The organism is Polyangiaceae bacterium (assembly GCA_020633205.1).
Lineage (GTDB): Bacteria > Myxococcota_A > Polyangia > Polyangiales > Polyangiaceae > JAHBVY01.
In genome coordinates, this window is sequence record JACKEB010000013.1 from 792,493 (window position 1) to 812,461 (window position 19,969).

Below are 19,969 nucleotides of genomic sequence, written 5' to 3' on the forward strand. Positions count from 1 at the left end.
TGCATCCTGAGAGTGCTCAGTGAGCGCTGCTGTCGGGGCGCTTCTGCGCGTGGCATACGGGTTGCTGCGTGTCGACTCATGACACTCGATCTCAAGTTAGTGCTCGTGGCGGTTCCGCTGAGCGTGTTCGCGTGCGCCACGCCGGAGTCAGCGAAGCCCGGTGAGCCAAGCGCCGTCCCCACCGCCAAACCGAGCGGAGACTTACCCTACGTAGCGCCCGCTATCTTGCCGGACGCAGGGCAGCCGGACGCTTCAATGGACGCAGAGCTGGGCGTGGATCCTTCGACGCGGCGCTAACGACCAAGCCAAGTGCGTAGGGCGTTTCCGCGGCGGAGCGTTGCGAGTCAATCTGCATCAAGTGTGGCCTCCCCCCTCACACGACTCGCGGGAAAGACCGAGGAACCGAACGGGTACGCCGGTTGCACTGTGAGGTTCGAAGCAGGAGGAAGCATGGAACACCGAATCGCGGAAATCGCGTCCAAGGGCGCGCAGAAGGTCAAGGCAGTGAAGTCTGACTTGAAGGGCTTCAAGGGGATCTTCAAGACCCTCACCGAGGAGCATGGTGAGGCGCATTCACTGCTCAAGCACGTTGCGAATACGCATGATCCCAAAGTTCGTGCCGAGATCTGGCCGAAGCTGCGGAGCACCCTGCACGCTCACGAGGAGGGCGAGATGACGTTGCTCTATCCGCTGCTCCGTCAGCAGCCAGAGACCCGCGCCTTGGCTGACGATCACGACGCGCTGGTAAACGATCTCGACACGGTGATCGAACGCCTCGACGTGTGTTCCTATGAAGACGCCGAGTGGCAGACGTTTGCCGCGACACTACTTCAGCTCCTGGAGCACCACATCCGCCAAGAGGAGACGAAGCTTTTCCCCGAGGCACAGGCCGCGCTCGGCTACGAGCGCGCAGAAGCGCTGGACTCAGCGTATCGGTTTCAGCGCCAGGCGTCGCCCACGCGGCACTGACCTGCGACGCAAACGCTCGAACAACGGCCTCAATCCGCGCAGCAGCGGAAGCCCACGGCCTCTACCTGGCGGGTGCGAGGCCACTCGAGGGCGCGCCCCATGTCGCAGCGCAACCCTTGGGCGTGGTGTTGGAAGCTGCCGCCGCGGATGCGACAAGGCGCTTCCGCATCGTCGCTTTGACAGCCTTGATCCCACTCCGCCACGTGCCCGCTGAGATCAAACACCTTGGAATAGGCCGCGTCGGGGGAGTGGCACGCGGCAAAGCTACCGACGTCCGAGAGGCCCCACTCGGTGTAGTCATCCGCGTCGGCGTCGCGACACACGGAGGTGTCCAAGGTGCTGCCGTAGGTGTAGTCGTATTTCCCTCCGGAAGTGCAGGCGGCGAACCACTCGCTGGTCGCCGCATCGTCGTAGCTCTCGAAGGGGTACGGGCCGCCGTCACCGACCTTGCCGCAGAGCCGCTTGCCGGCCGCTTCGCAGAAGGCGCGCGCGTCACACCAGTCGACGCACACCACCGGTAGCTCCTGATCGGATCCAGGCTTCCAGCCGCAGCTCGGGGTGAAATCGGTGTTCCCGGAGCAGGACGTTGGCTGACCCGAGGCGCTCGGGTTGGAGTCGAGCCACGCTTTGTATTGCCCGCGCGTGACTTCCGTCTTGTCGATGCAGAAGCCTTCGGGCAGACGCACCATGTCCGGGCCAAGACCCGAGTCGACGTCGCCCGCGGGGCACGTGCCTTCGCCGACCCGAGTGGGTTCGGGGGTGAGGGGCGAGATGGGAGTCGTTGGACGCAGCATCCAAGTGACGCCAACGCCGACCAACGCAAGCGTGCCGAGTATGAGGGGATAGCGCATCACCAAAACACCGGTGAAGAGTTGCGGTAGGGAGCGTCATCCGCCATTGGGAAATACAACACGCGATCTTCCGCGGGGACTGCGCCCTCGCTGCGATTGAGGATGTTCTTCGTGGCGACACCCGCGACATTGCGGAGCTTGTAGTTCTCCGACGCCGTGCGGTTGATGCGATTGTCTTCCAGGCGAGTACAGGCCAGGTTGTAGCCAAGCATCAGGCCGTTGTGGATCGTGTTGTTGGACACGAAGTAGCGCATGTTGTGGGCCATGTGGATCCCCGCGTCGTAGAGCGTATTGCCCGCGATATAGTTGCCAATTGGGTTGTCGCGAGTCGGCGTCCGCGCGTTGCCGCTGACGTAGCCCAAGATCCCCCAGAAGCCGTTCACCGTGCGGATGGACATGCGAATGCGGTTGTTCAAGATGACGTTGTCCGTCTCTTTCCATAGGATAATTGGGCCGTCGACCTGCTCCTCGAGCTCGCAGGGGAGGGAAGCGTCGAAGGTGCCCGCTGCATCGGTCTGACACTGAGTCAGGGTGTTCTCCTCGAACCAGACGTTGTGTCCCGTCGAGGTGACGAAGTCGCCGCCCGCGTTGTGGTCGAACACGTTGCGCGCGATGTGAATGTCCTGGTCTTTGCGTCCAGCGCCTTCGATGTCGATCCCGAACTGAGGTGACGTGCCCTGAATGTGGTGGATGTGGTTGTCCTCGATCACGATGTTGTGACCCCCGACGATGGACACGCCCTGACGCCGATTGTGATGGATCTCGCTGTTGCGGATGGTGACGTTGGTGGTTGGCTTCTCGGCTTCGCTATCGGTTGCTTTGGCTCCCACAATCAGCACGCCGTCTCCAGTGAGTTCATGGAGTTCGATGTTCTCGATCAGCACGCGATCGACGGACGTCCACACGCAGATCCCATGACCCTCATCGTGACCCGTGCCATCCGGGTTCCCGTAGTCATGCTGATCGCGGTCTCCGAGGATCTCTCCTCCACGGATCGTGACGTTGCTGTTGCCATTGACGCTGATCACGCAGTAGTTCCAGCGGTCGTTGGGCGCCATCTGCAATACAGCGCCGTCGGCGAGCTCGAACGTCATGTCTCCTTCGAGCTCGATCCCCGCGGCGTAGGCGTCGTTGGTCGCTTCGCCAACCAGATAATTGCCCTGCGGAAGTACGACCTTGTCGTAACCGTTGTCCTTGGCCCAGCGGATGGCTTCGTTGATGTGATTCCGGGTATCGATAGGCTCTTGCGCTGCGTTCGAGATCTGCCAGCGGTCGAGCTCGATCACGTATTGGTTCGTGTGCTGCGGAGGCAGCGCCGCGCTGGGGCGCTCTCCCGGCGACCAAGCGCACTCGCCGTCGCCTGGAATGGGGTTGACTACACTGCCATCGCTCGTGGATGCATCGCCGGGAGTGCCGCCGTCGATGCGACCGCCGTTGCCGCCTGCAGCGCTGCCGCCGTTGGAGCTGCCTCCGTTTGAGGTCCCGCCGTCGGCGCCACCGCCATTGCCCGAGCCGTCGGAGCCACAGGCTCCGGCTACCGCGGCGCTGAGGCCCACGAGCAACGCGAGCCGTGCGCCGTGGCGCGGCCTTTCCCTCCGAGTCATTCCCTCATGATAACGGACGGGAGTCGCGCGCTGGCGACCTGAATCGGTCGCTGATCGGCCTTGATATTAGCGAGCTGCGGCCTTGGGGCGCACCAAGCGAACCGCGGCGCGTTCCACGAACTCAGCGATCGCTGAGTCGTCGTCCCTGCCCGTCAGTGCCGCGCGCTCCGACGGGCTGAGCAACGCCATGCGGATGATGCTCGTCGCCAAGAGCTGGATCGTCAGCCGCAGCTCGTCGCGATCGATTTCCACGTGGGGACTCAAGACGTCTGCCGCTTGCTGGATCACCGTGCCCATGAACTCGTGCTGACGCTCCGGAGCGAGCTCGCCACGCATGGCGTTGGTCACCAACCGCAGCTCGATCAGCGCCCGGTGCCGCGTGATGAAGCGGTACATGTCGGCGACGGCGCTGCGAATGGCTGGCTCACCCGCGGGAACGGGACCGTTGGCCAAACCCGAGAGCAGGCGCTGCGCGGTCGTTGCGAGGTCCTGGTAGTAGCCGTCGAGGCACGCCTCGAGCAGGCGCTCCTTCGTTTCGAAGTAGTAGTTCAGCGTCCCGACGCTGACGCCTGCGCGCTCAGCAACCTGGCGCATCGACATCGAGCTGCGCGGTACGGTCTCTTCCAGCACCTCGAGCGCCGCTCGGACGATGCGATCAAAAGTAGCGGCGGAGTCAGCATCAACCGGTCGCGGCACGCCGGGAGAATACACGCGGGAGATGGAGCGCGCTTGGGAAGCGGCAGCCAAAAGGCGCCGAACCCAGACGCCAAACCCAGCGTCCTGTTGAACCGCGGGCTCTAGTGAATGACGCGTCCGTCGAGTTCATCCAAGGGCTCCACTCGGAGGTCGAGGGAGTTTCCGGCGCTCGGCAGGTGCCACGTCGACCCACTGACCAGCGCGTTGGACAGTTGCGCCCAAGTCGCGTCTCGGACCACCAAGGCGAAGCCATCCTCTTGCAACCTCACGGTGTCCTCCGTCGCGCCGCGCGCTACGAGGAGCATGCACCCCGTCAGCCGCTGGCCGGAGCCGTTGGGCGGAGTGATGGCCGCGGGAGCAGTCTGTCCAGGGTACCAGACGAGGCGTCCGTCCGCTTCCGGGTCCGGTTCGGTGACCAACGCGAACGCGGCATCTGGCGGTAGATCGACAAAAGCGCGCGCAAGCTGCTGCCGCGCGGAGGCGTTGCAACGCAAGCGCACGGACCCTTGAGACATCGACAGGCACGCACCGTTCAAACTGAGCTTGGCGACCATCGCCAACAAGGACTCTTCGTCGCCCTCAACTGCCACGCCAGGTCGATCTCGATCTGTCGTGGGCGGGAATGGGAAGTGACTCGAGGCCTGACCGAGCCTCGAGAGCAGGCGTAGCGCACACGTCGACTTCGCGACCTGGACTTCCGCGCTGTGCAGGAAAACTCCCAGAAGCGCGTCGTTGGGGAACTCTGGGGCCAGGCCTTGAGCGCTGGCATACACGAGGCCTTGGATGCTGGAGTTCAAGAAGCCTGGGCGCCCGAACTCCGAAAAGCCTCCGGCCTCCACGAGTTTTCCCTGCGCGGCGAGTGACTCGACCGCGTCGAGCAGTTGATGCAGCTCCGCCGTGACCGCCTCAACTGCCTCGCTGGGACGGAGCTTGACCGCGAAGGCGATTTCACGCTGGCCGTACTCGGCGAGTCCTTGACTGATAACCACGACTCGCTCGGAGTCGTGAGAACTCTGAATTGACACCATTTGTATCCTAACGACCGAGAATGTGTGATGACTGGCTGGCGCTAGCCGTGAGCGCCATCAGCTGAGCTGAGTCCGGCGCTGCCAGTTGATGTGGAGTCCAATTTTCTTGCTCAGGTCGCCCGTCCAATCCACGCGGAAACCGGCGGACTCGAGGGCGTCGCACACCTCTTCGCCGATCGCGAGCGCCTGCTTCGCGTACTCGGTCTCGCTAACATCGTCCTTGTCAGGGAACCAGCCGTAGGACAGGTAGACCAAGAGCTGGCTATTCTCCAAGAGTTCGTCGGGCAAGCTCTGGTCGTGGAAGAACGCGTAGCCTCGACACTCTTTGGCGAAGCCCGGGTCGTCCTCGTCGATCTCGCGGAGGCGATCGGGTAGCTCCGATTGAGAGCACGTGTTGCAACATGGCGATGCTTGCCAGAATACAATGCCGTCCTCTTGTAACTCGTCCTGCACCTCGTCCAGTCGGTCGCAGTCGGTTTCCTCGGGCCAATCCGATTGCTCCGCCTCGTGCCGCTGACGCACAAGGGGCAGCTGCTTGATGGCGTGGGCCTCGAATAGTGGCACTTCCTCCTCAGGGATTTCGTCGGCGAGTCGGTCCACCGCGATGAAGACAATTTCCTCATCGTCCCGCTTGCCGAGTCGCACTTCGCCGAGCATGTAACCACATACCGACTCCAAGAGTTCGTTGCGAAGTTCGTCGTTCCACTCGTCCTCAGCCACGCTTCGCTCCCTCACCCCCGAAAAAGACTGCTGGGGCCGGCAGGGGAGTTTACAAGGTTGGGCGGAGTTCGAGCATGCCTAGTGACCCCGAGCTGACATTTCTGCACACAGCGGAAGTGCACGTTGCGACGTTCAACGCAGTCCTGCGTGAGCTGGGAGCGAGGGAGCCGGCGCGCCACGCCGTGCACCCGGAGCTTTTGCAGCAAGCGCGGAGTTTGGGGGTGAGGCACGCTGATGTCGCGCAGTCTGTAACCGCGAGGATCCATTCGCTCGCTAGCGACGGCGCGCGCTTCATCGTGTGCACCTGTTCGAGCATCGGGGGCATAGCGGAAGCGGCTGCTTCTGCGGAGTGCGCCGTGCTGCGCATCGATCGGCCGATGGCGGAGCAGGCGGTCGCGAGTGGCCGCCGGGTCCTCGTTGCGGCTGCTCTGGAGAGCACCTTCGAACCGACGCTCGAGCTACTCGTTCAAGTTGCCCAGGAGCGTGGCGCGGAGCCCGAGTTCGCGCAGCTGCTGTGCACAGGTGCCTGGCAGCTGTTTGAAGCTGGCGATCTCTCGGGGTACGCACGCACTATCGCACGGCAGATCACCGAGCACGCTTATGCCGGGGACGTCGTCGTGCTGGCCCAGGCCTCGATGGCCCAAGCGGCGGAGTGTTTCGAGCGCGCTGACGTTGAGCTGCTCAGTAGTCCGCGGTTGGGTGTTGAGGCGGCGTTGAAAGCGGTTCGCGAGCGCCTAGGTTAGCTGTTTCGCGCCCCCCAGCGACGCACTCGCTCGATGCGGCTACGGAGCAACACAGCGGCGACATCTGCGGGTAGCCCCGGCTCGCCAGCTTGAGTGAGGATGCGCTTCGCCGCTTTCGCAGCTTTGCCGCTGCCCTTGATCGATTCGAGCACGCTTCGGAGCGCCGTCGGGCAGGGACGACGGAGGCCGGTGTTGAGCTCCGCGAGCAGCTCGACCACATGGTGTGCGTCCTTGGGGAGCGGTGCGCCAAGGCCCATGAGCACTGCCTCGAGGAAACGTGAGCAGGCATAGTGTTGTGCCGGGCCAGCGACGTAAACGCGATTGAGGCTCTCAGTCAACCTTCCGAGGCGGATAGTGGTCCCGGCTCGATGCATGCGCACGAGCGTTTCCGCGGCTTCGGTGCCGTCGGAGCGCCCGTCCTCCATCAGCGTGGAGAGCACATCGGCGCCTGTCGTTCGGGCATCCGCGTCCTGGGCGACTAGCGCGAGCACCAGGCAGACGCGCGCCGGTTCGTTAAATGCCACGTCGGGATCGAAGAGCGGCTCGAGATAGGGTGCGGTGGGCGTCAGCGTCGACGCGGGGCGGAATAGGCGGTCAGTGATGGCGTGCGCCCCGCGCCAGAAAGCGGCATCTGGCAGTGAAGGCCAGGCCATCGCGTGAAGCCTGGCATCGAGAGGAAGTGCCTCGATGAGGTCGTGCGCTCTGAGCGCGTCTTTTAGTGTCATCGTAGCCGGGAAGTACTCACTGCCAGGTTGCACCGTCGGCTCCGGTTTCATTTCGAGCTTGAAGCGGTGTTCGTCCTTGGATGCCCAGCGCACCTCCAGCTTCTTCACGCGCCATTCGTAGCTCACGCTCTCGGCGGCGTACGGCCCGATCGCGGCGGGAGTCTGGCGCAGCTCGGGCGCTTCGGCCGCGACGTAGCGAGCACGTGCCGCGGCCGCCCAGAAGTGAGGGTGTGGCCCTACCGCGTGGAGCTCACCGCCCAGTGCATAGCGCAGCGCTTGGCCCATCTCACCCGGGAGATCCTGGGCGGCCTGGAGTGCTGCAGCTCGACCGTCAGGGGCGAGACGTAGCAAAGCCTGCACGAAGTCCGCCTGCTGGAACTTCACGCCCGCTTGATGCGTCGCGCGCAGCCGTTCGACCAGCACGCTCGCTGCGATCCAGCCTTGGGAATGCGTTGGAAGGCTCAATGTCACCGCGGGGATACAGTCCTTCGCGCGTTGGGCGATCTCCGTGGTGCGCACAGCAAAGAACGTGCGAAACCAGTCCTCGACGGATGCTCGAGCCCGGGGCTTGGGTTGGCGGTTGAGCCACGCGATGATCAGGTTGGCCAGCTCCACTACCAGCGCGCTAAAGCTCTCGAGCGTCGACGCAGCTTGGAGTAAAGCAGAGGTGCGTACGCCGATATCCGGCGGACGCTCATGAGCGAAGCGACTGATCCCGTCCAGGCAACGCTCGATGAGCATCGCGTCTTCACGCTCCTCCAGCGCGGCAAGCAGGCAGTCGACCAGCTCATCGAAGCTTGCGATCGGCTGAACGATTGAGTCGTCGCTCAGCCGTGGGGCGCGCGAGGATGGTTGAAAGGCAGCAGGTGGGGAGCCCGCTTCACACGCCGCGATCAGACGGGGAAGCTGCACGAACTCCGAGAGGTCTCTTGGCAGCGAGCGCGCCTCCGTCAGCAGCGGACTCAGCTCTGAGTTGTCTTTGGGTGTCGTTGCGCCTTCGACCTCGCCCAGCAGCGCTGCCAGTCGCGCCCGATTCGTGGCGGCGACTAGGTCGGCATACTGACGTAGGGTTTCCAGTGGCTCCGGCGCTGAACCGCGAAACGCCTCGACGAGGTCCAGCGCCTTCTCTTGGACGTCGGCGCTGGCGTGTTGGAGCCCGTGGGCAGCGGCAATAGCGATGCTGGGACGCAGGTTGAGCTGCTTCTTTCCCAAGGCGTGCAGCAGGCGAATCGCGCTCAGCGCGTTGCCTTTGGCCTCGGCTTCGAACACCGATGGGAGGCCGCGGACGTAGCTCTCGTCGCCATGTCCTGACTTAATCCGCGCGGATAAGATGCTGAGCGCGTGTTTTACGACCGAGCTCACTGGGTGCGCCAACAAGTCAATGAAATCGGCTTCGTGTGCTTGGGTTTCTTCGGGGGTGAGGGAGCACTGTTCGAGTAGCTTCACGTAGAATGCAGTGCCGCGAAGCTGGATCCGGGCGCGGAGCGTGCCGAGCGCAGCGCTCAAGAGCCGCTCGCGGTCCAGGTGGCGCTCCTGCATCAAGCGCGTGAGTGCACCCATCCAGGTGTCCAGGTCTGCCCTTCCGTCTCCTTGCCAGTCGTAAGGGTCGAACAGCACACCGCCCGCTGGATCGAGTTCGAACGCCTTCAAGGCGTCGTCCACCAGTGTCGGGTCGTCTCGCAACAGACCGTAGAGCGTGCCCGCTTCTCCAAGTCTTCCCGCGTCGGATTGAATCAGCGCCGCGTAGTAGCTCTCCGTCGTGGGCTTCGGGCAGAGCCCAGCTTCGACCAACCGGTGCACCACGCCGAACTGGGGCTCGTCCCCTTCCAGCGTGTGGCTTACCCATTTCTGCAGCCACTCCGGCTTGCGCGTTGATAGCACCTGGTACAGCGCCTCAGTCAGCTCTTGGCTGATATCCCAGAGGTCTGCGCGCTTCACCGAGCCAAAGCCGCACAGGGCGTGTGCGGCGAGCGCGACGTGTTTACGGCTGAAGCCGTCCCGAAGCGCCTTGTCCACCACCTTGCTGAACGTGCGTCGCTGGGGTTCGTCGAGGGTCGTCAGTGCCGCGCCAAGGTGGCGCGGGTCTGCGTACGAAATCCAGTGGATGAAGCGTTCAGGTGATAGCTCGGGCAACAACTGAGGCAGCAGATGGCCGTTCGCCTTGAGAGTTTTTGACCAACCCTTCCCACGACGAGCTCGCTCCGCGAGCATCCGATCCGGACGGTCGTAGGTGTATTCCTCCTGCTTGTCGAATGCGTCCCAGGCGCGGTCCTCTTTGGCTACGTAGGCGCGGAGCCAGTCGATTCCTTGCTTCTCACTCATCGCTGCTCCGTGTCCGTGTCGCCCTCGAATAAGATCCGCGCGGCAAGAATGTGCTTGCACGGGCCGCGCTGCCCCTGATGCTTCGCGAACCAGCGACAGGTACAGCGGTCCCCATCCTCGAGCAGGCGCACACGGTGTTGCACGTCGCTGCCTTCCACGACTGCCTCGCGCTGTGCTCCGTCGACGCGCACCTTGCCATCGCTGACTAGCGCCCGGGCGGCCTTGAGGCGCGGCTGGAGCGTTTCGACTTGGTGGAGGTCGAATGGGAGTTCCCTGTGGAAATAGACGCCGCGCGTGGCGTCAAAGCCGACTAGGCCGCGGCTCCCGAGCACGGCGAGGGCTGCCTCCACGTCAGCGACTGGCCTGTCGAGCTCCTTAGCCAGCGCCGCTGCGTCGAGCTCCGACTGCCATTTCAGCTTGGCGCGGACGCTTGGGAGTGCGCCCTCCCAGTTGCTCCCGGCGAGTTGGCGCAGTGCCTGCCCCTCACCCGAGAATCCGCGATAGACCTCTGGGCTCAGCAACACTAACGCGCGGGTGCCTGCGCCGCTGACCTCCCAGCCGCTCACGCCGGTATCTACGTCGACCCACACGTTCACTCGTTGACCGGGTGCCAAAACTGGCGCCAAGACACCCAGGCGATCCGTTCCCATCACGGGGACTCCGTCTTTGGATTCACGCTGCGTGAGCCTCAGCTCGCGACCCGCGGGCACCACGAACACGCGACGCTTGGGACCGCCGTTCTTCGGAAGTGTGCGGAGGAAGCGCCGCAGCGTCAGGCCGTCGACCTCCAGCTTGTGTTGCAGTCGCGCCTGGTACGCCTGCACTTCCATGAAGCCTTTGAGCCAGCGTAGAGGTAGCTGAACCTTCTTTTCTACCGCGTTGCCCTCGGCGCGGATGAGCTTCACCTCATCGGCGCCCACTGCGAGCCGCACTTCTTCATCCGCGCGGATCCGACCGAGCGCCGCGCGCATCGGTGAGTTGAAGTCGACGTTGGTGGTGCCACGCCCCTTGAGCCCATGCTCGAACGAGTCGTCTGCAGCGTCCACACGAGCATACACCCCACAACAAGAGCTAAAGCCCTCGAAGCGCACCACCTGGTCGGAACAAGTCACAACGGGGTCGAGTTGGCGCATGGCTCCTGGTAGATAAAAGCGACTGCGCACCACGTCCGAGAGCAGCAGCAGCATCTTCGCGAGCTCCTCGGGATGCTCCAGCTTGCCCTCGAAGAAGTACGGAGTTGCCGATTCATCGCCAGCGCTCCCGCTGGTTGCGAGGTGCAAGCCCCATCCGGGCTCGACGTGGGAGGCGAACGGGTAGCGGTAGACGTGCTCGAGTTGAGTCGCCGCGGACATGGCGCGATTCTACACGGAACTTGCGGCGCGTCCGGGCGGCTCAAGTTCGCATCGACCAGCGGTCGAAGCTCATCGATTGGAACGCTTCATCCGCGTGGCGGAAGCCCGCGCGTCTTCCCGACGCGATATAGATGGATGACCGAAGTGGAGAGGGCATTGGCGCGGTTCAAAGCCTGCCTTCGGCAACGAGCTGACGCTGGCGCTCTCGGTCCGCTTCCTTGCGGTCAAAGATCGCTTGGTCTTCTGGGATGAGCTTCTTTGCCATGGTCACCCGAGGTTAGCGCGTCTGTCACTGAAGTCCCGATTTCCTCGCGTTGGGACTTGTGAGAAGCGGGTTACCGAACCGGATGCTATCGTGGCGACGTGCGAGGGTGGTTGATGTGTTAGAGGGACTCGATGAGGTCGATTGGGGCGCGCTACGGCACGCCTATGGCAGCGCGGTAGACGTTCCAGCGCACTTGCGCATGCTTGCTTTCGGTGACGAGGCTGGTCAGCAAGAGGCTTTCGGAGAGCTCTTTTCTAGTGTCTGTCACCAGGGCACGGTGTACCCGGCTTCCGCCGCAGTGTTTCCGTTCCTGTATGAACTCTTGGAGTGCTCGGGCGCTTCCTTGCGGTCTTGGATCGCTCTCTTGATAGCGAGTATGGCCGAGGGTGAAACGTATCTCCGGGTCCACGCCTCGAATGAGGATGGAAAGGAAACCTGGCGACGGATTCTGAGTGGGAGGGGGCAGAGCCTCGACGCCGAATTGGCCCGCGAGGCCGATGAGGTGGCGGCGGTTCGGGCGGCCGCCTCTCGAGGCTTGGAATCCCTCGCTCCATTCCTGTCGGATCCCGAACCGGAGCTGCGGAGGGTGATTTCGAGTGCCCTGATGTTCTACCCCGAGCACGCAGAGTGGTCGCGCGGCGCGCTCGAAGCGGCTCTCGAGCGTGAGACCGACGCTGATGTTCGAGAGACCATGCGCCTCACGCTCGCCGCTATCCCGGTGTAGGAGATCAGGTGTGCTTCATGCGCCGGTAGCGGCGAATCAGCGCGTTCGTCGACTCGTCGTGCTTCAGCGTTGGCTCTTCGGAGCTGGCTAATTCGGGGATGATGCGCTGGGCGAGCACCTTGCCGAGTTCGACGCCCCATTGGTCGAAGGAGTCGATGCCCCAGAGCACGCCCTGGGTGAAGGTGTCGTGCTCGTAGAGGGCGACCAGCTTGCCTAGGGCGCCTGGGGTGAGCTTCTCCAGGAGCAGCACGTTGGAGGGGCGGTTGCCTTCGAACTCCTTGTGCGGCGCGAGCTCCGGCGGTGCGCCTTCGGCTTTCACCTCTTCCAAGGTCTTGCCGAAGGCGAGGGCTTGAGCCTGGGCAAAGACATTGGCGATCAACAGGTCGTGGTGATTGCCAAGCGGATTTAACGTCTGCGCGAAAGCGATGAAATCAGCCGGGACCAGGCGCGTGCCTTGGTGCAGCAGCTGGTAGAACGAGTGCTGGCCGTTGGTGCCGGGTTCGCCCCAGTAGATCGGGCTGGTGTCGACGTCGACTCGCTCGCCCTCCAGGGTGACGTGCTTGCCGTTGCTCTCCATGGTGAGCTGCTGCAGGTAAGCGGGGAAGCGCTTGAGGTATTGATCGTAGGGCAGCACAGCGACGGAGTGCGCCTTGAAGAAGTCGTTGTACCACAGGGAGAGCAGCGCCTTGAGCACCGGCAGGTTCTCGTTGAACGGAGCCGTGCGGAAATGCTCATCCATCTGGTGAAAGCCATCAAGGAACTCGCGGAAGCCCTCCGGGCCAATCGCCAGCATCGTCGAGAGACCAATCGCCGAGTCGAGGGAGTAGCGCCCGCCGACCCAGTCCCAGAAGCCGAACATATTCGCGGTGTCGATACCGAACGCCGCGACCTTCTCCGCGTTGGTGGAGACGGCGACGAAATGCTTGGCTACGGCGCTTTCCTCACCCCCAAATCCGGCGACCAACCAGCTGCGTGCGGTTTGCGCGTTGGTCATCGTCTCGAGGGTCGTGAAGGTCTTCGACGAGATGATGAACAGCGTCTCGGCGGGGTCGAGATCCCAGGTGGCTTCGGCGAAATCCGTGCCGTCCACGTTGGAGACGAAGCGGAACGTCAGCTCGCGGTCGCTGTAGTGGCGCAGGGCTTCGTAAGCCATCACGGGGCCCAAGTCGGAGCCGCCGATGCCGATGTTCACGACGTTCTTGATGCGCTTGCCAGTGTGGCCCTTCCACTCGCCGCTGCGCACGCGATTCGCGAACGCAGTCAGCTTGTCGAGCACCTCGTGGACGTGGGGTACGACGTTCTCGCCGTCGACTTCGATACGGCTGCCCTTGGGGGCGCGCAAGGCGACGTGGAGCACGGCGCGCTGCTCGGTGACGTTGATCTTATCCCCGCGGAACATCGCGTCGATGCGCTCGCGTAAGCCACACTCCTCGGCGAGCTGGACCAGGAGCTTCAGCGTCTCGTCAGTGATGCGGTTCTTCGAGTAGTCGAGGAACACGCCGGCCGCCTCCAGCGTGAGCCGCTCGGCGCGTGATGGATCCTTCGCGAAGAGCTCCCGCAGATGCAGCGGTGCGAGTTCGGCGTGGTGAGCGGTGAGTGCAGCCCAAGCGGGGCGCTGGGTGAGAGACGTCATGGCGACGCCTGGCATACCAAGTCTCCGGGCGCGGTGGTGTGGCAAAGCAGTGCCCTCGACTGCGCCGTGACTTTGGTTGGGGGAGAGGAGCGCTCAGCTCAACCCGAGCTGCGCTCCAAGGCGTTGCACTAGCTCGTGCGCCTCGGCGGCGTTTGGCACCCCGAGGTCGCGAGTGAGCGCACCGCTCAGATCTTGCGTTGCTGTGCTCAGTTCGTTGAACGCCAGCTTGCGCGCGCGCTCCACTTGGCTGCGTTCTTCGTCGCTCAGGCGCGGCTCGAGCCAGCGGGCCACACGCCAGGAGAGCGCGGCGTGACGGAGCTCGTCGACCGCGATCTCCCGCAGTGCTTGCTGCAAATCGGTGCTGGCGCGCTCGCTCTGCCAGAGCCCAACCAGCGCTGCGAAGGACTCCCGCACGCAGCCTTCGACCGCGTTTTCGAGGGCGACCTCGAACGCGTTGCGGAGCGGGACGTCTTCCACTCGCACTTCGCCCACGGCGGTGTCGAAGTGTGCCGCGAGCTTTTCCATCGTCGCCGCGTGCCGCACCTCGTCCTGACGGGCGCGCTCCGCGTCCCTCAATAGCTCGAGCGGTGCGCCCAGGGCTTCGAGTTCGCGACTCAGTCGCTCGAACGCGATCACTGCCGCACGCTCCAGCTGAGCGCAGTCTGCGAAGTACTTGCCGCGAGGATCTGCGTCTGCGTTCGCGCTGCGCACCACTCCTGCGCTCTGGCGGCCGACACACGCGGGGCTACTCGACTCGAGGGTCTTGCTCAGGACGTTGACGGCGCCGTCTGGCTTGACGTTCAGCTTGAAGCGATAGGTCGCGATGGGCTGACAGAAGGTCACGGTCTTCTTCGTGGTGAGCTCGAAGCCGTCAGCAGTCTGCTTCGCGTTGCTCTCCGCTTCGGAGCAGCTTTCCATGAAGTAGCCGTCGGCCCAGACCCACAGGATGGCTTCCCCAACCGTGTCGATGGGGCCCAGGAACTCCTTCAGATCTGCGGTGGTCGTCAACAGGCCGACCTCGTCTCCGCGGGTGTAGACGATCTGGCGACCGGGATCGAAGGGCGAGCCCGTGTTGGGGAAGCGAGTGTTCGACTTGAGCGCCGCGAGCGCGGCTTTGCATTGAGCCGGGTCCTTCGCGCCGGCGCACGGCGTGCCCACGCTCTCAAGGAGCGTGTTCTTGTCTCCGGGCATGAGCATGCCGAGGTAGTCCACGGGGACTGCCGGATGCAGGCCGGCAAGCACGCTGCGTTGGCCGCTCGGCAGGCAGGCTTCGCCTTGGGGCGTGGACTGAGGCGTGGTGGATTCAGGGGCCGGGGTGACGTTGGGAGGAGCCGCGCTTTCTGAAGTCGGCGGTTCGCTGAGCGACCCCTGAGGTTCGTTCGCACCCGCGGCAGTTCCCGGAGGCGTGGCGCTCCCGCCGCATCCACTGAGCCCCGCGCTGGCCAGGGTCAACCAAACGATGCGGCGTGCCAAGCGCTCGAATTCTAAGTCACTCATGCTCCCTTGATACGGGGAAGGCTCGCACTTGGTCTAGCGTTGCGCGCGATATCAACTGCCTGCAAACGCTCGCTTTTTTTGCGGCGCGCGCTCATGACACGGAAGTACGATTCCGCAGTGCCCGGTTGAATATCCGTGTGGATCAGACGTCGCCTCCCGTGCCGGCTAGAGCCGCAGCTGCCACACGTGGACTTCTTTCTTGAGCGTCGTGATCAGCTTGTCGCCCTGGAGGGTGAGTAGGTTGTGAGCCTTCGGCCACTGACCAACGGCGACGCGGTCCCACTTGGGCGCCTTGAAGACTTCGAAGGCGTCAGCTTGGTTCAGCACGCGCGCGACGCTCACCAGCACCAGGTCGCCGGAGGCTGCGGCTTCCCGCGTGCTGCCGTCTACTAGCTTGCCCTTGAGCGGCTTCAGCGTTGGCCACTCGCGGAGCAAGAGCTTCGACTGCAGCAGGGTCACAGCCACACTGCCTCCCAAGGCGAAGGCGTAGAGCAGCGAGTCGTGGTGCACGCTGCTCAGCTTCTGTGAACGTATCTTTAGCTTCTTCGGCCCACGCTCCACCACCTTGAGCCACAAGCCGTCTTGTCCACACGCGATCTGGAATACTCCCACATCGTCGGTGTCATGGGGAAACGCTTCGACGAACGCGGGAGGGGGGAATGGGGTGAGGGCAAAGCTGCCTTGCGCTTCAAGAGACGTCGGGTCGAGCGCGAACACGGTGGGCGCGTCGCCTTCACACAGCACCCAGAGCGCACCGGTGGGGCTGAAGTGAAGACGATGGGGCAGGTGATCTTCGATGGACCAACGCTTGACCTCCCCCCCTGCGCTGAACACCCAAACGCCAGCCGTGTCCCCTGCGTTGCCTGCGATCGCGAGCCGACCGGCGGAAGCGTCGAGGGCGATCCCGTGGACGCCTGGGCGACCCCAGCCGTCGTCGTTTGGGTCGCGCGGGGTGCTCGGGAGGCTGAGGCCGTCTGGTAAGTCGACGCTGAAGCTCGCGGGCAAGCCTGTACTCAGCTTGCGCACCTCGACTCGAGCGGGCGCCGCGAAGAACGCAATCGCGTCTTCGCTCCAAGCGATTGGCGTCCCCCAGTAGCCGCGCCTGGCCAGCTTGACTGAACCAAGCGGCTTGAGCGTTGCCTCGGGGATCTTCCTTCCTTTGCTTGCCTTTTTCGGCGTCAGGGACTCGACGAGCGCAGGATCTGCGTGGGCCAGGGCGCTACGGGCCGGGTGGGAAACGTTCGGGTCCTTGTGCTTGCGACACTCGAGGAGCAACGAGACCCAGCCAGGATCCTGGCGCACCCAGCCCATGGCGCGCTGCGACTTGGACGACCCGAGCCCTCCGGCGCTGAAGCCGTCCGCGGCGAGCGCCTTGAGCAACGCGAGGGCTTGGCTGAGTTTGGGCTGTTCAGTTGGAAAGGGGGAGAGCCAGCCTTTGAGGCGGGAGGCTGCCGTTGCTGGGTCCACGCAAATCAGCGCCTTCATGACCTGGAACGAAGGCTTGCGGTCATCGATGGTATCCGCGATGCCTTGAATGCTCGCAACATCTCCAGTGGCCAGAACCGCTTCCGCGAGGGAATGTTCGCGGGTCTCGCTCCGGTGCTCTTGCCAGGCTGCTGCCAGCCACGCGCCAGCGTCTGGTACCGGATCTTCGGTCAGGCGGTGCAGCAGCCAAGTCGTCCAACCCGGATTACCATCCCACCCGCCAGCTTCGACGCTCGCCTTCAGCGCAGCGAGGCGTTGCTCGGGCGTAGCCAAGGCGGGATGGTCGAAGAGCACCTGGCGACGCTCGTGCTCCCAATCGAACTGGAAGTCGATGTGCAGACGACCGAGCGCCAGCGCATCCACGACCTCCTCCAGGGACCACGAGTGAAAGCCCCGGAGCATGACTGCATACGCGCGGTTTCGGCGGTCTAGCACCGCTTCATCCGACCAGGTTGCGTGGCGTACTTCGTCCAAGCGCCAAAAGTCGTCCGCCAATCGACTCGCGAGCCCGACGTCACGCGTGCCCAAGACATCGAGTGCGAACAACGCGCCAGCGGGCGTCCAACTCCGCACGTCTTCGACCTTCAGCTTGCGCGCGTCGTCGACGGGCTGCCTGTCAGGGACTGCAGCGAGGGAACACGAGCGGCGCCGCTTGCGTTTCCGCGTTGCGTCGCGCTCGGAGTTGCGCGGTAGAATCTCGAGGTGACCAAACCAATCGGAGGCCTACGCGGCTGGAGCGGCGTGTAGCCGTGTCAACGGTTCTTCGGGCGAAGTGCGCGCACTGCGACTACCAGAGTGAGCTGTTTCCGCCCGCGTACTTGGCGCTGTGGTTGGATGAGGCACCGTCGGAGTTGGAGACGACTCTGGCCGGGGCGGTGCTGAACGTTCCCAACGCAGGCGTGGAGTTCGAGAAGGTGCAGCACGCCCACCTGGTGCCGCTCCCTCACCCGAGCGAGCAGGGCACCCTCGAGCGGTACGGCTACACGCATGAACGCGCGAGTCGAGAGGGGCGCCTGGTACGGGTGGAGCGCATGAAGTGCATGGCCTGCGGGACGTTCTTCGAGCGCAAGCAGCTGTACTTCCTCCCGGGAGGTTGCGAGCCGTCACTGGCTTCCGGTCCGTTGGTAGGTCTGATCAGTTGGTTCCTCGGGGCACCGATTTGGGCTGCGGTGGTTGGAGGCGTGCTGACGTTTCTCCTGGTGATCACCTTGGTGGAGTGGATGACGAAGCGGCGCAACGCTGGGCTGTTCCCCGAGCGAGCCGCAGAGCTCGCTGGCGACGTCGACTGCCCCAAGTGCCAGAGTGCAAACATCGCACCGGTCGACAATCGTGTTGCCGTGCCTTGCCCGAAGTGCCGAGAAGCGACCCTTGCTATCGAGACGGTTGGTATTTCGTAGCCGTCTCCGGGTCCTGAGGAGAAGGGACGTCGGCGATCCGGCGTAGGCGACGTTACTGCGTGTCAGTGGAGGTCGAGCACGAGTCGGTGTTGAAGACTTGCTTGCCGTCAGCGGCGCTCCAGATCACGACGTGGTTGTAGTCTTTGCCGTACACGAAGCGACTCAGCGGATCGAACTCCAGATCATCGACGGTGCCTCGGATGCGCGTGATGGGCTGGAAGTTTCGTGTAGAGCAGATGGTCACCTCAGCGTCCGAGTCGTTCAGTAGCTTTTCGCGATCGGGGCTCCAGCGGACGCTCTGGCAGTTTTCGTGGGCGGGGGGGAGAGGGCGCACCGTGTGCCCGATGACTTCGGCCCGCGGCAGCTGCTGCAGGTCTATCGCGAAGAAGCTGGCGTCGGCGCGTCGTACGTAGCGCACGATGTGATCCCATTTTGCATCGAACGTGATGTCCTCATTTGTATCCACGCGGAACATCATGTCGTGGAAACCGCGGGTGCTCACGATCGCGGAGCCGTCGGCGCTCCAGCCACCGGAGTCGGCGCGGCCTCGCTCTAGCGTGGGCATGGGCGTGTAGAGCTTGTTCGGCAGGAAGGTCTTGAGCTTTGCGCTGGTGGGCGAGACCAAACACAAGCGATTTTCTCGGCCACCAATCGCGACCAGGCTCTCGTCTGGGCTGAAGTCGGGGTCTGGAAAGCGGTGCGTGAGATCGATGTCACAGAGCGCGTCGTAGAAGAGTTTTGCGCTGCGGCGCCGCGTGTCAAAGATGGCTACGGCGCCCGACTCGCGCCCCAGCACGACGAAGCGTCCGCTGGGAGAGAACGCTGGGGAGGAACCGACGAGCGTGGTCATCACGGCGGCGCGCCGCGTGTCGACCAAGCTGGTGACCTCTTGATACGAGATGCTCAGTGTGCGCGAGTCGCCGCTCGCGAACAACTCACAACATTCGCCGGGGATTGCGCTGTCGCGACTGTAGTCGGCGGCATCGTTGGAGATCGGGAGCACTGGATCCATACGTGGAGGTCCACCGGGAGGGGCCTTGAAGCGTTCCGGGTCCGGATTGGGCACCTTTCGAGGTCGCCACGCGGGGCGCTTGAGTTTGGTGATGCGCTTCGGTTCGAAAAAGCTTCGCCGCGCGGAAAATGACGGCAGCGCGACGAGTTCCACGTGCCATTCGGGTTCGGGGTCGCTGTAGATGTCGTCTGGATCGCCCGGGGGCTTCGGAGCGCGCACCACGGCGGCGAACCAGCTCGAGTCTTTGGCCACGACGAACGAAAAGCGCCCCTCTCGGATCCGTTTGCGCCAGAGCCGAGCGCCGTCACTGACACGCGCGACATGCAGCACGTCTGGATACTCGTCGGGATCGTTGACGCCAAACAGGTAGCGGCCGTTCGGCGAGAACTCGAGGCTCTTGAGCGCGTCTTGGAACTTGATTTCAGACACCGGCTTCCAAGTCGTGGTGTCGAAGACTTGGACGCGCCCGCCTTCGAACTCGATGGCCAGGCGGCGCCCATTGGGCGAAAAGACCGTGAGGCCGATCATCTCGCGGTTGCAGTCGTCTTCGTCTTCGTCTGGCTCGTCTTGAGGCGCGGTCGCCGGCTCCGCCGAGGCTTGCGGCATTGGCTCCGGCGGCGGCGCGTCCAACGGGTCCAGCTCACTCGGCGTCGGGTCGGGTATCAAGACGACTTCGTTTGCAGAGCTGGGAGGCGTTGCTTGGTTCGGTTGGGGCACTACCTGCGGTGCCGGGTCCTCACTGCAGGAGCAGGAGAGGGCGATGAGAGCAACCGCGAGCGCGGATACGAAGCGAAGAGCGAGCATCCAACGCCGTCGCATGTCCAATGCGGTTTGTGACAAGGTCGCTGGTTTTCTGCGGCTGCCTCACGGTCTCGGGGGGCGCGCCCCCTTCCGTCGTCGTGAGGCTGCGCGCGTGGATCAAGGTAGGGGCCGCTGCGTCGATTCG

General features: G+C 64.0%; 16 protein-coding genes. 5 read left to right on the plus strand and 11 right to left on the minus strand.

The features are described 5' to 3' along the window. Window positions 1-78: 78 nt before the first annotated feature. Both H6718_19780 and H6718_19785 read left to right on the plus strand, forming a co-directional pair. On the plus strand, window positions 79-297 hold the full coding sequence (locus tag H6718_19780; protein MCB9587653.1) for a hypothetical protein: 219 nt from the start codon (window positions 79-81) through the stop codon (window positions 295-297). 153 nt (window positions 298-450) lie between these two features. Further along, a complete protein-coding gene (locus tag H6718_19785) occupies window positions 451-969 on the plus strand; it encodes a hemerythrin domain-containing protein (GenBank protein MCB9587654.1) in 519 nt (172 codons plus the stop codon). Between the two features lie 29 nt (window positions 970-998). Here H6718_19785 and H6718_19790 read toward each other — a convergent pair whose 3' ends face one another. The 5 genes from H6718_19790 to H6718_19810 form a co-directional block, all read right to left on the minus strand. Next, the gene (locus H6718_19790; protein MCB9587655.1) at window positions 999-1,820 is read right to left on the minus strand and encodes an SUMF1/EgtB/PvdO family nonheme iron enzyme; all 822 of its coding nucleotides are present in this window, start codon (window positions 1,818-1,820) and stop codon (window positions 999-1,001) included. Continuing rightward, a complete protein-coding gene (locus tag H6718_19795) occupies window positions 1,820-3,424 on the minus strand; it encodes a right-handed parallel beta-helix repeat-containing protein (protein ID MCB9587656.1) in 1,605 nt (534 codons plus the stop codon). Before H6718_19795 ends, H6718_19790 begins: the two co-directional genes overlap by 1 nt. Window positions 3,425-3,490: 66 nt before the next feature. Then, window positions 3,491-4,120 (minus strand): TetR/AcrR family transcriptional regulator, encoded by a 630-nt coding sequence (locus H6718_19800; GenBank protein MCB9587657.1) that lies wholly within the window; start codon window positions 4,118-4,120, stop codon window positions 3,491-3,493. A 101-nt stretch (window positions 4,121-4,221) separates the two neighbouring features. Continuing rightward, window positions 4,222-5,145, minus strand: coding sequence for a hypothetical protein (locus H6718_19805; GenBank protein MCB9587658.1), 924 nt, complete (start codon window positions 5,143-5,145; stop codon window positions 4,222-4,224). A 60-nt stretch (window positions 5,146-5,205) separates the two neighbouring features. Beyond that, window positions 5,206-5,868 carry a hypothetical protein gene (locus H6718_19810; GenBank protein MCB9587659.1) on the minus strand — a complete coding sequence of 221 codons (663 nt, stop codon included), beginning with the start codon at window positions 5,866-5,868 and terminating at the stop codon, window positions 5,206-5,208. A 74-nt stretch (window positions 5,869-5,942) separates the two neighbouring features. On the opposite strand from H6718_19810, the gene H6718_19815 reads away from it, so the two are divergent. Continuing rightward, window positions 5,943-6,611 carry a hypothetical protein gene (locus H6718_19815; GenBank protein MCB9587660.1) on the plus strand — a complete coding sequence of 223 codons (669 nt, stop codon included), beginning with the start codon at window positions 5,943-5,945 and terminating at the stop codon, window positions 6,609-6,611. Here H6718_19815 and H6718_19820 read toward each other — a convergent pair. Continuing rightward, window positions 6,608-9,658 (minus strand): hypothetical protein, encoded by a 3,051-nt coding sequence (locus H6718_19820; protein ID MCB9587661.1) that lies wholly within the window; start codon window positions 9,656-9,658, stop codon window positions 6,608-6,610. The genes H6718_19815 and H6718_19820 overlap by 4 nt on opposite strands. Continuing rightward, entirely contained in the window at window positions 9,655-11,010 is a 1,356-nt protein-coding gene (locus H6718_19825; GenBank protein MCB9587662.1) for an SWIM zinc finger family protein, read from the minus strand. The genes H6718_19820 and H6718_19825 overlap by 4 nt, the downstream gene beginning before the upstream one ends. A gap of 380 nt (window positions 11,011-11,390) precedes the next feature. On the opposite strand from H6718_19825, the gene H6718_19830 reads away from it, so the two are divergent. Further along, a complete protein-coding gene (locus H6718_19830) occupies window positions 11,391-11,999 on the plus strand; it encodes a hypothetical protein (GenBank protein MCB9587663.1) in 609 nt (202 codons plus the stop codon). Window positions 12,000-12,003: 4 nt separating this feature from the next. Here the strand turns inward: H6718_19830 and pgi are convergent, their stop codons facing one another. The 3 genes from pgi to H6718_19845 all read right to left on the minus strand — a co-directional run bounded on the left by pgi (window position 12,004) and on the right by H6718_19845 (window position 17,187). Continuing rightward, window positions 12,004-13,632 (minus strand): glucose-6-phosphate isomerase, encoded by a 1,629-nt coding sequence (gene pgi / locus H6718_19835; protein MCB9587664.1) that lies wholly within the window; start codon window positions 13,630-13,632, stop codon window positions 12,004-12,006. Between the two features lie 93 nt (window positions 13,633-13,725). Continuing rightward, a complete protein-coding gene (locus H6718_19840) occupies window positions 13,726-15,129 on the minus strand; it encodes a hypothetical protein (protein MCB9587665.1) in 1,404 nt (467 codons plus the stop codon). A gap of 165 nt (window positions 15,130-15,294) precedes the next feature. Then, the gene (locus H6718_19845; GenBank protein MCB9587666.1) at window positions 15,295-17,187 is read right to left on the minus strand and encodes a hypothetical protein; all 1,893 of its coding nucleotides are present in this window, start codon (window positions 17,185-17,187) and stop codon (window positions 15,295-15,297) included. Between the two features lie 176 nt (window positions 17,188-17,363). On the opposite strand from H6718_19845, the gene H6718_19850 reads away from it, so the two are divergent. Continuing rightward, the gene (locus H6718_19850; protein ID MCB9587667.1) at window positions 17,364-18,011 is read left to right on the plus strand and encodes a hypothetical protein; all 648 of its coding nucleotides are present in this window, start codon (window positions 17,364-17,366) and stop codon (window positions 18,009-18,011) included. 52 nt (window positions 18,012-18,063) lie between these two features. Here H6718_19850 and H6718_19855 read toward each other — a convergent pair whose 3' ends face one another. After that, the gene (locus tag H6718_19855) at window positions 18,064-19,842 is read right to left on the minus strand and encodes a hypothetical protein (protein ID MCB9587668.1); all 1,779 of its coding nucleotides are present in this window, start codon (window positions 19,840-19,842) and stop codon (window positions 18,064-18,066) included. Window positions 19,843-19,969 lie beyond the last annotated feature (127 nt).

Bases quoted from the DNA above. Each gene is read 5' to 3' on its own strand.
- H6718_19780 (MCB9587653.1), top strand. From the start codon at position 79: ATGACACTCGATCTCAAGTTAGTGCTCGTGGCGGTTCCGCTGAGCGTG.
- H6718_19785 (MCB9587654.1), top strand. From the start codon at position 451: ATGGAACACCGAATCGCGGAAATCGCGTCCAAGGGCGCGCAGAAGGTC.
- H6718_19790 (MCB9587655.1), bottom strand. From the start codon at position 1,820: ATGCGCTATCCCCTCATACTCGGCACGCTTGCGTTGGTCGGCGTTGGC.
- H6718_19795 (MCB9587656.1), bottom strand. From the start codon at position 3,424: ATGACTCGGAGGGAAAGGCCGCGCCACGGCGCACGGCTCGCGTTGCTC.
- H6718_19815 (MCB9587660.1), top strand. From the start codon at position 5,943: ATGCCTAGTGACCCCGAGCTGACATTTCTGCACACAGCGGAAGTGCAC.
- H6718_19820 (MCB9587661.1), bottom strand. From the start codon at position 9,658: ATGAGTGAGAAGCAAGGAATCGACTGGCTCCGCGCCTACGTAGCCAAA.
- H6718_19825 (MCB9587662.1), bottom strand. From the start codon at position 11,010: ATGTCCGCGGCGACTCAACTCGAGCACGTCTACCGCTACCCGTTCGCC.
- pgi (MCB9587664.1), bottom strand. From the start codon at position 13,632: ATGACGTCTCTCACCCAGCGCCCCGCTTGGGCTGCACTCACCGCTCAC.
- H6718_19840 (MCB9587665.1), bottom strand. From the start codon at position 15,129: ATGAGTGACTTAGAATTCGAGCGCTTGGCACGCCGCATCGTTTGGTTG.
- H6718_19855 (MCB9587668.1), bottom strand. From the start codon at position 19,842: ATGCGACGGCGTTGGATGCTCGCTCTTCGCTTCGTATCCGCGCTCGCG.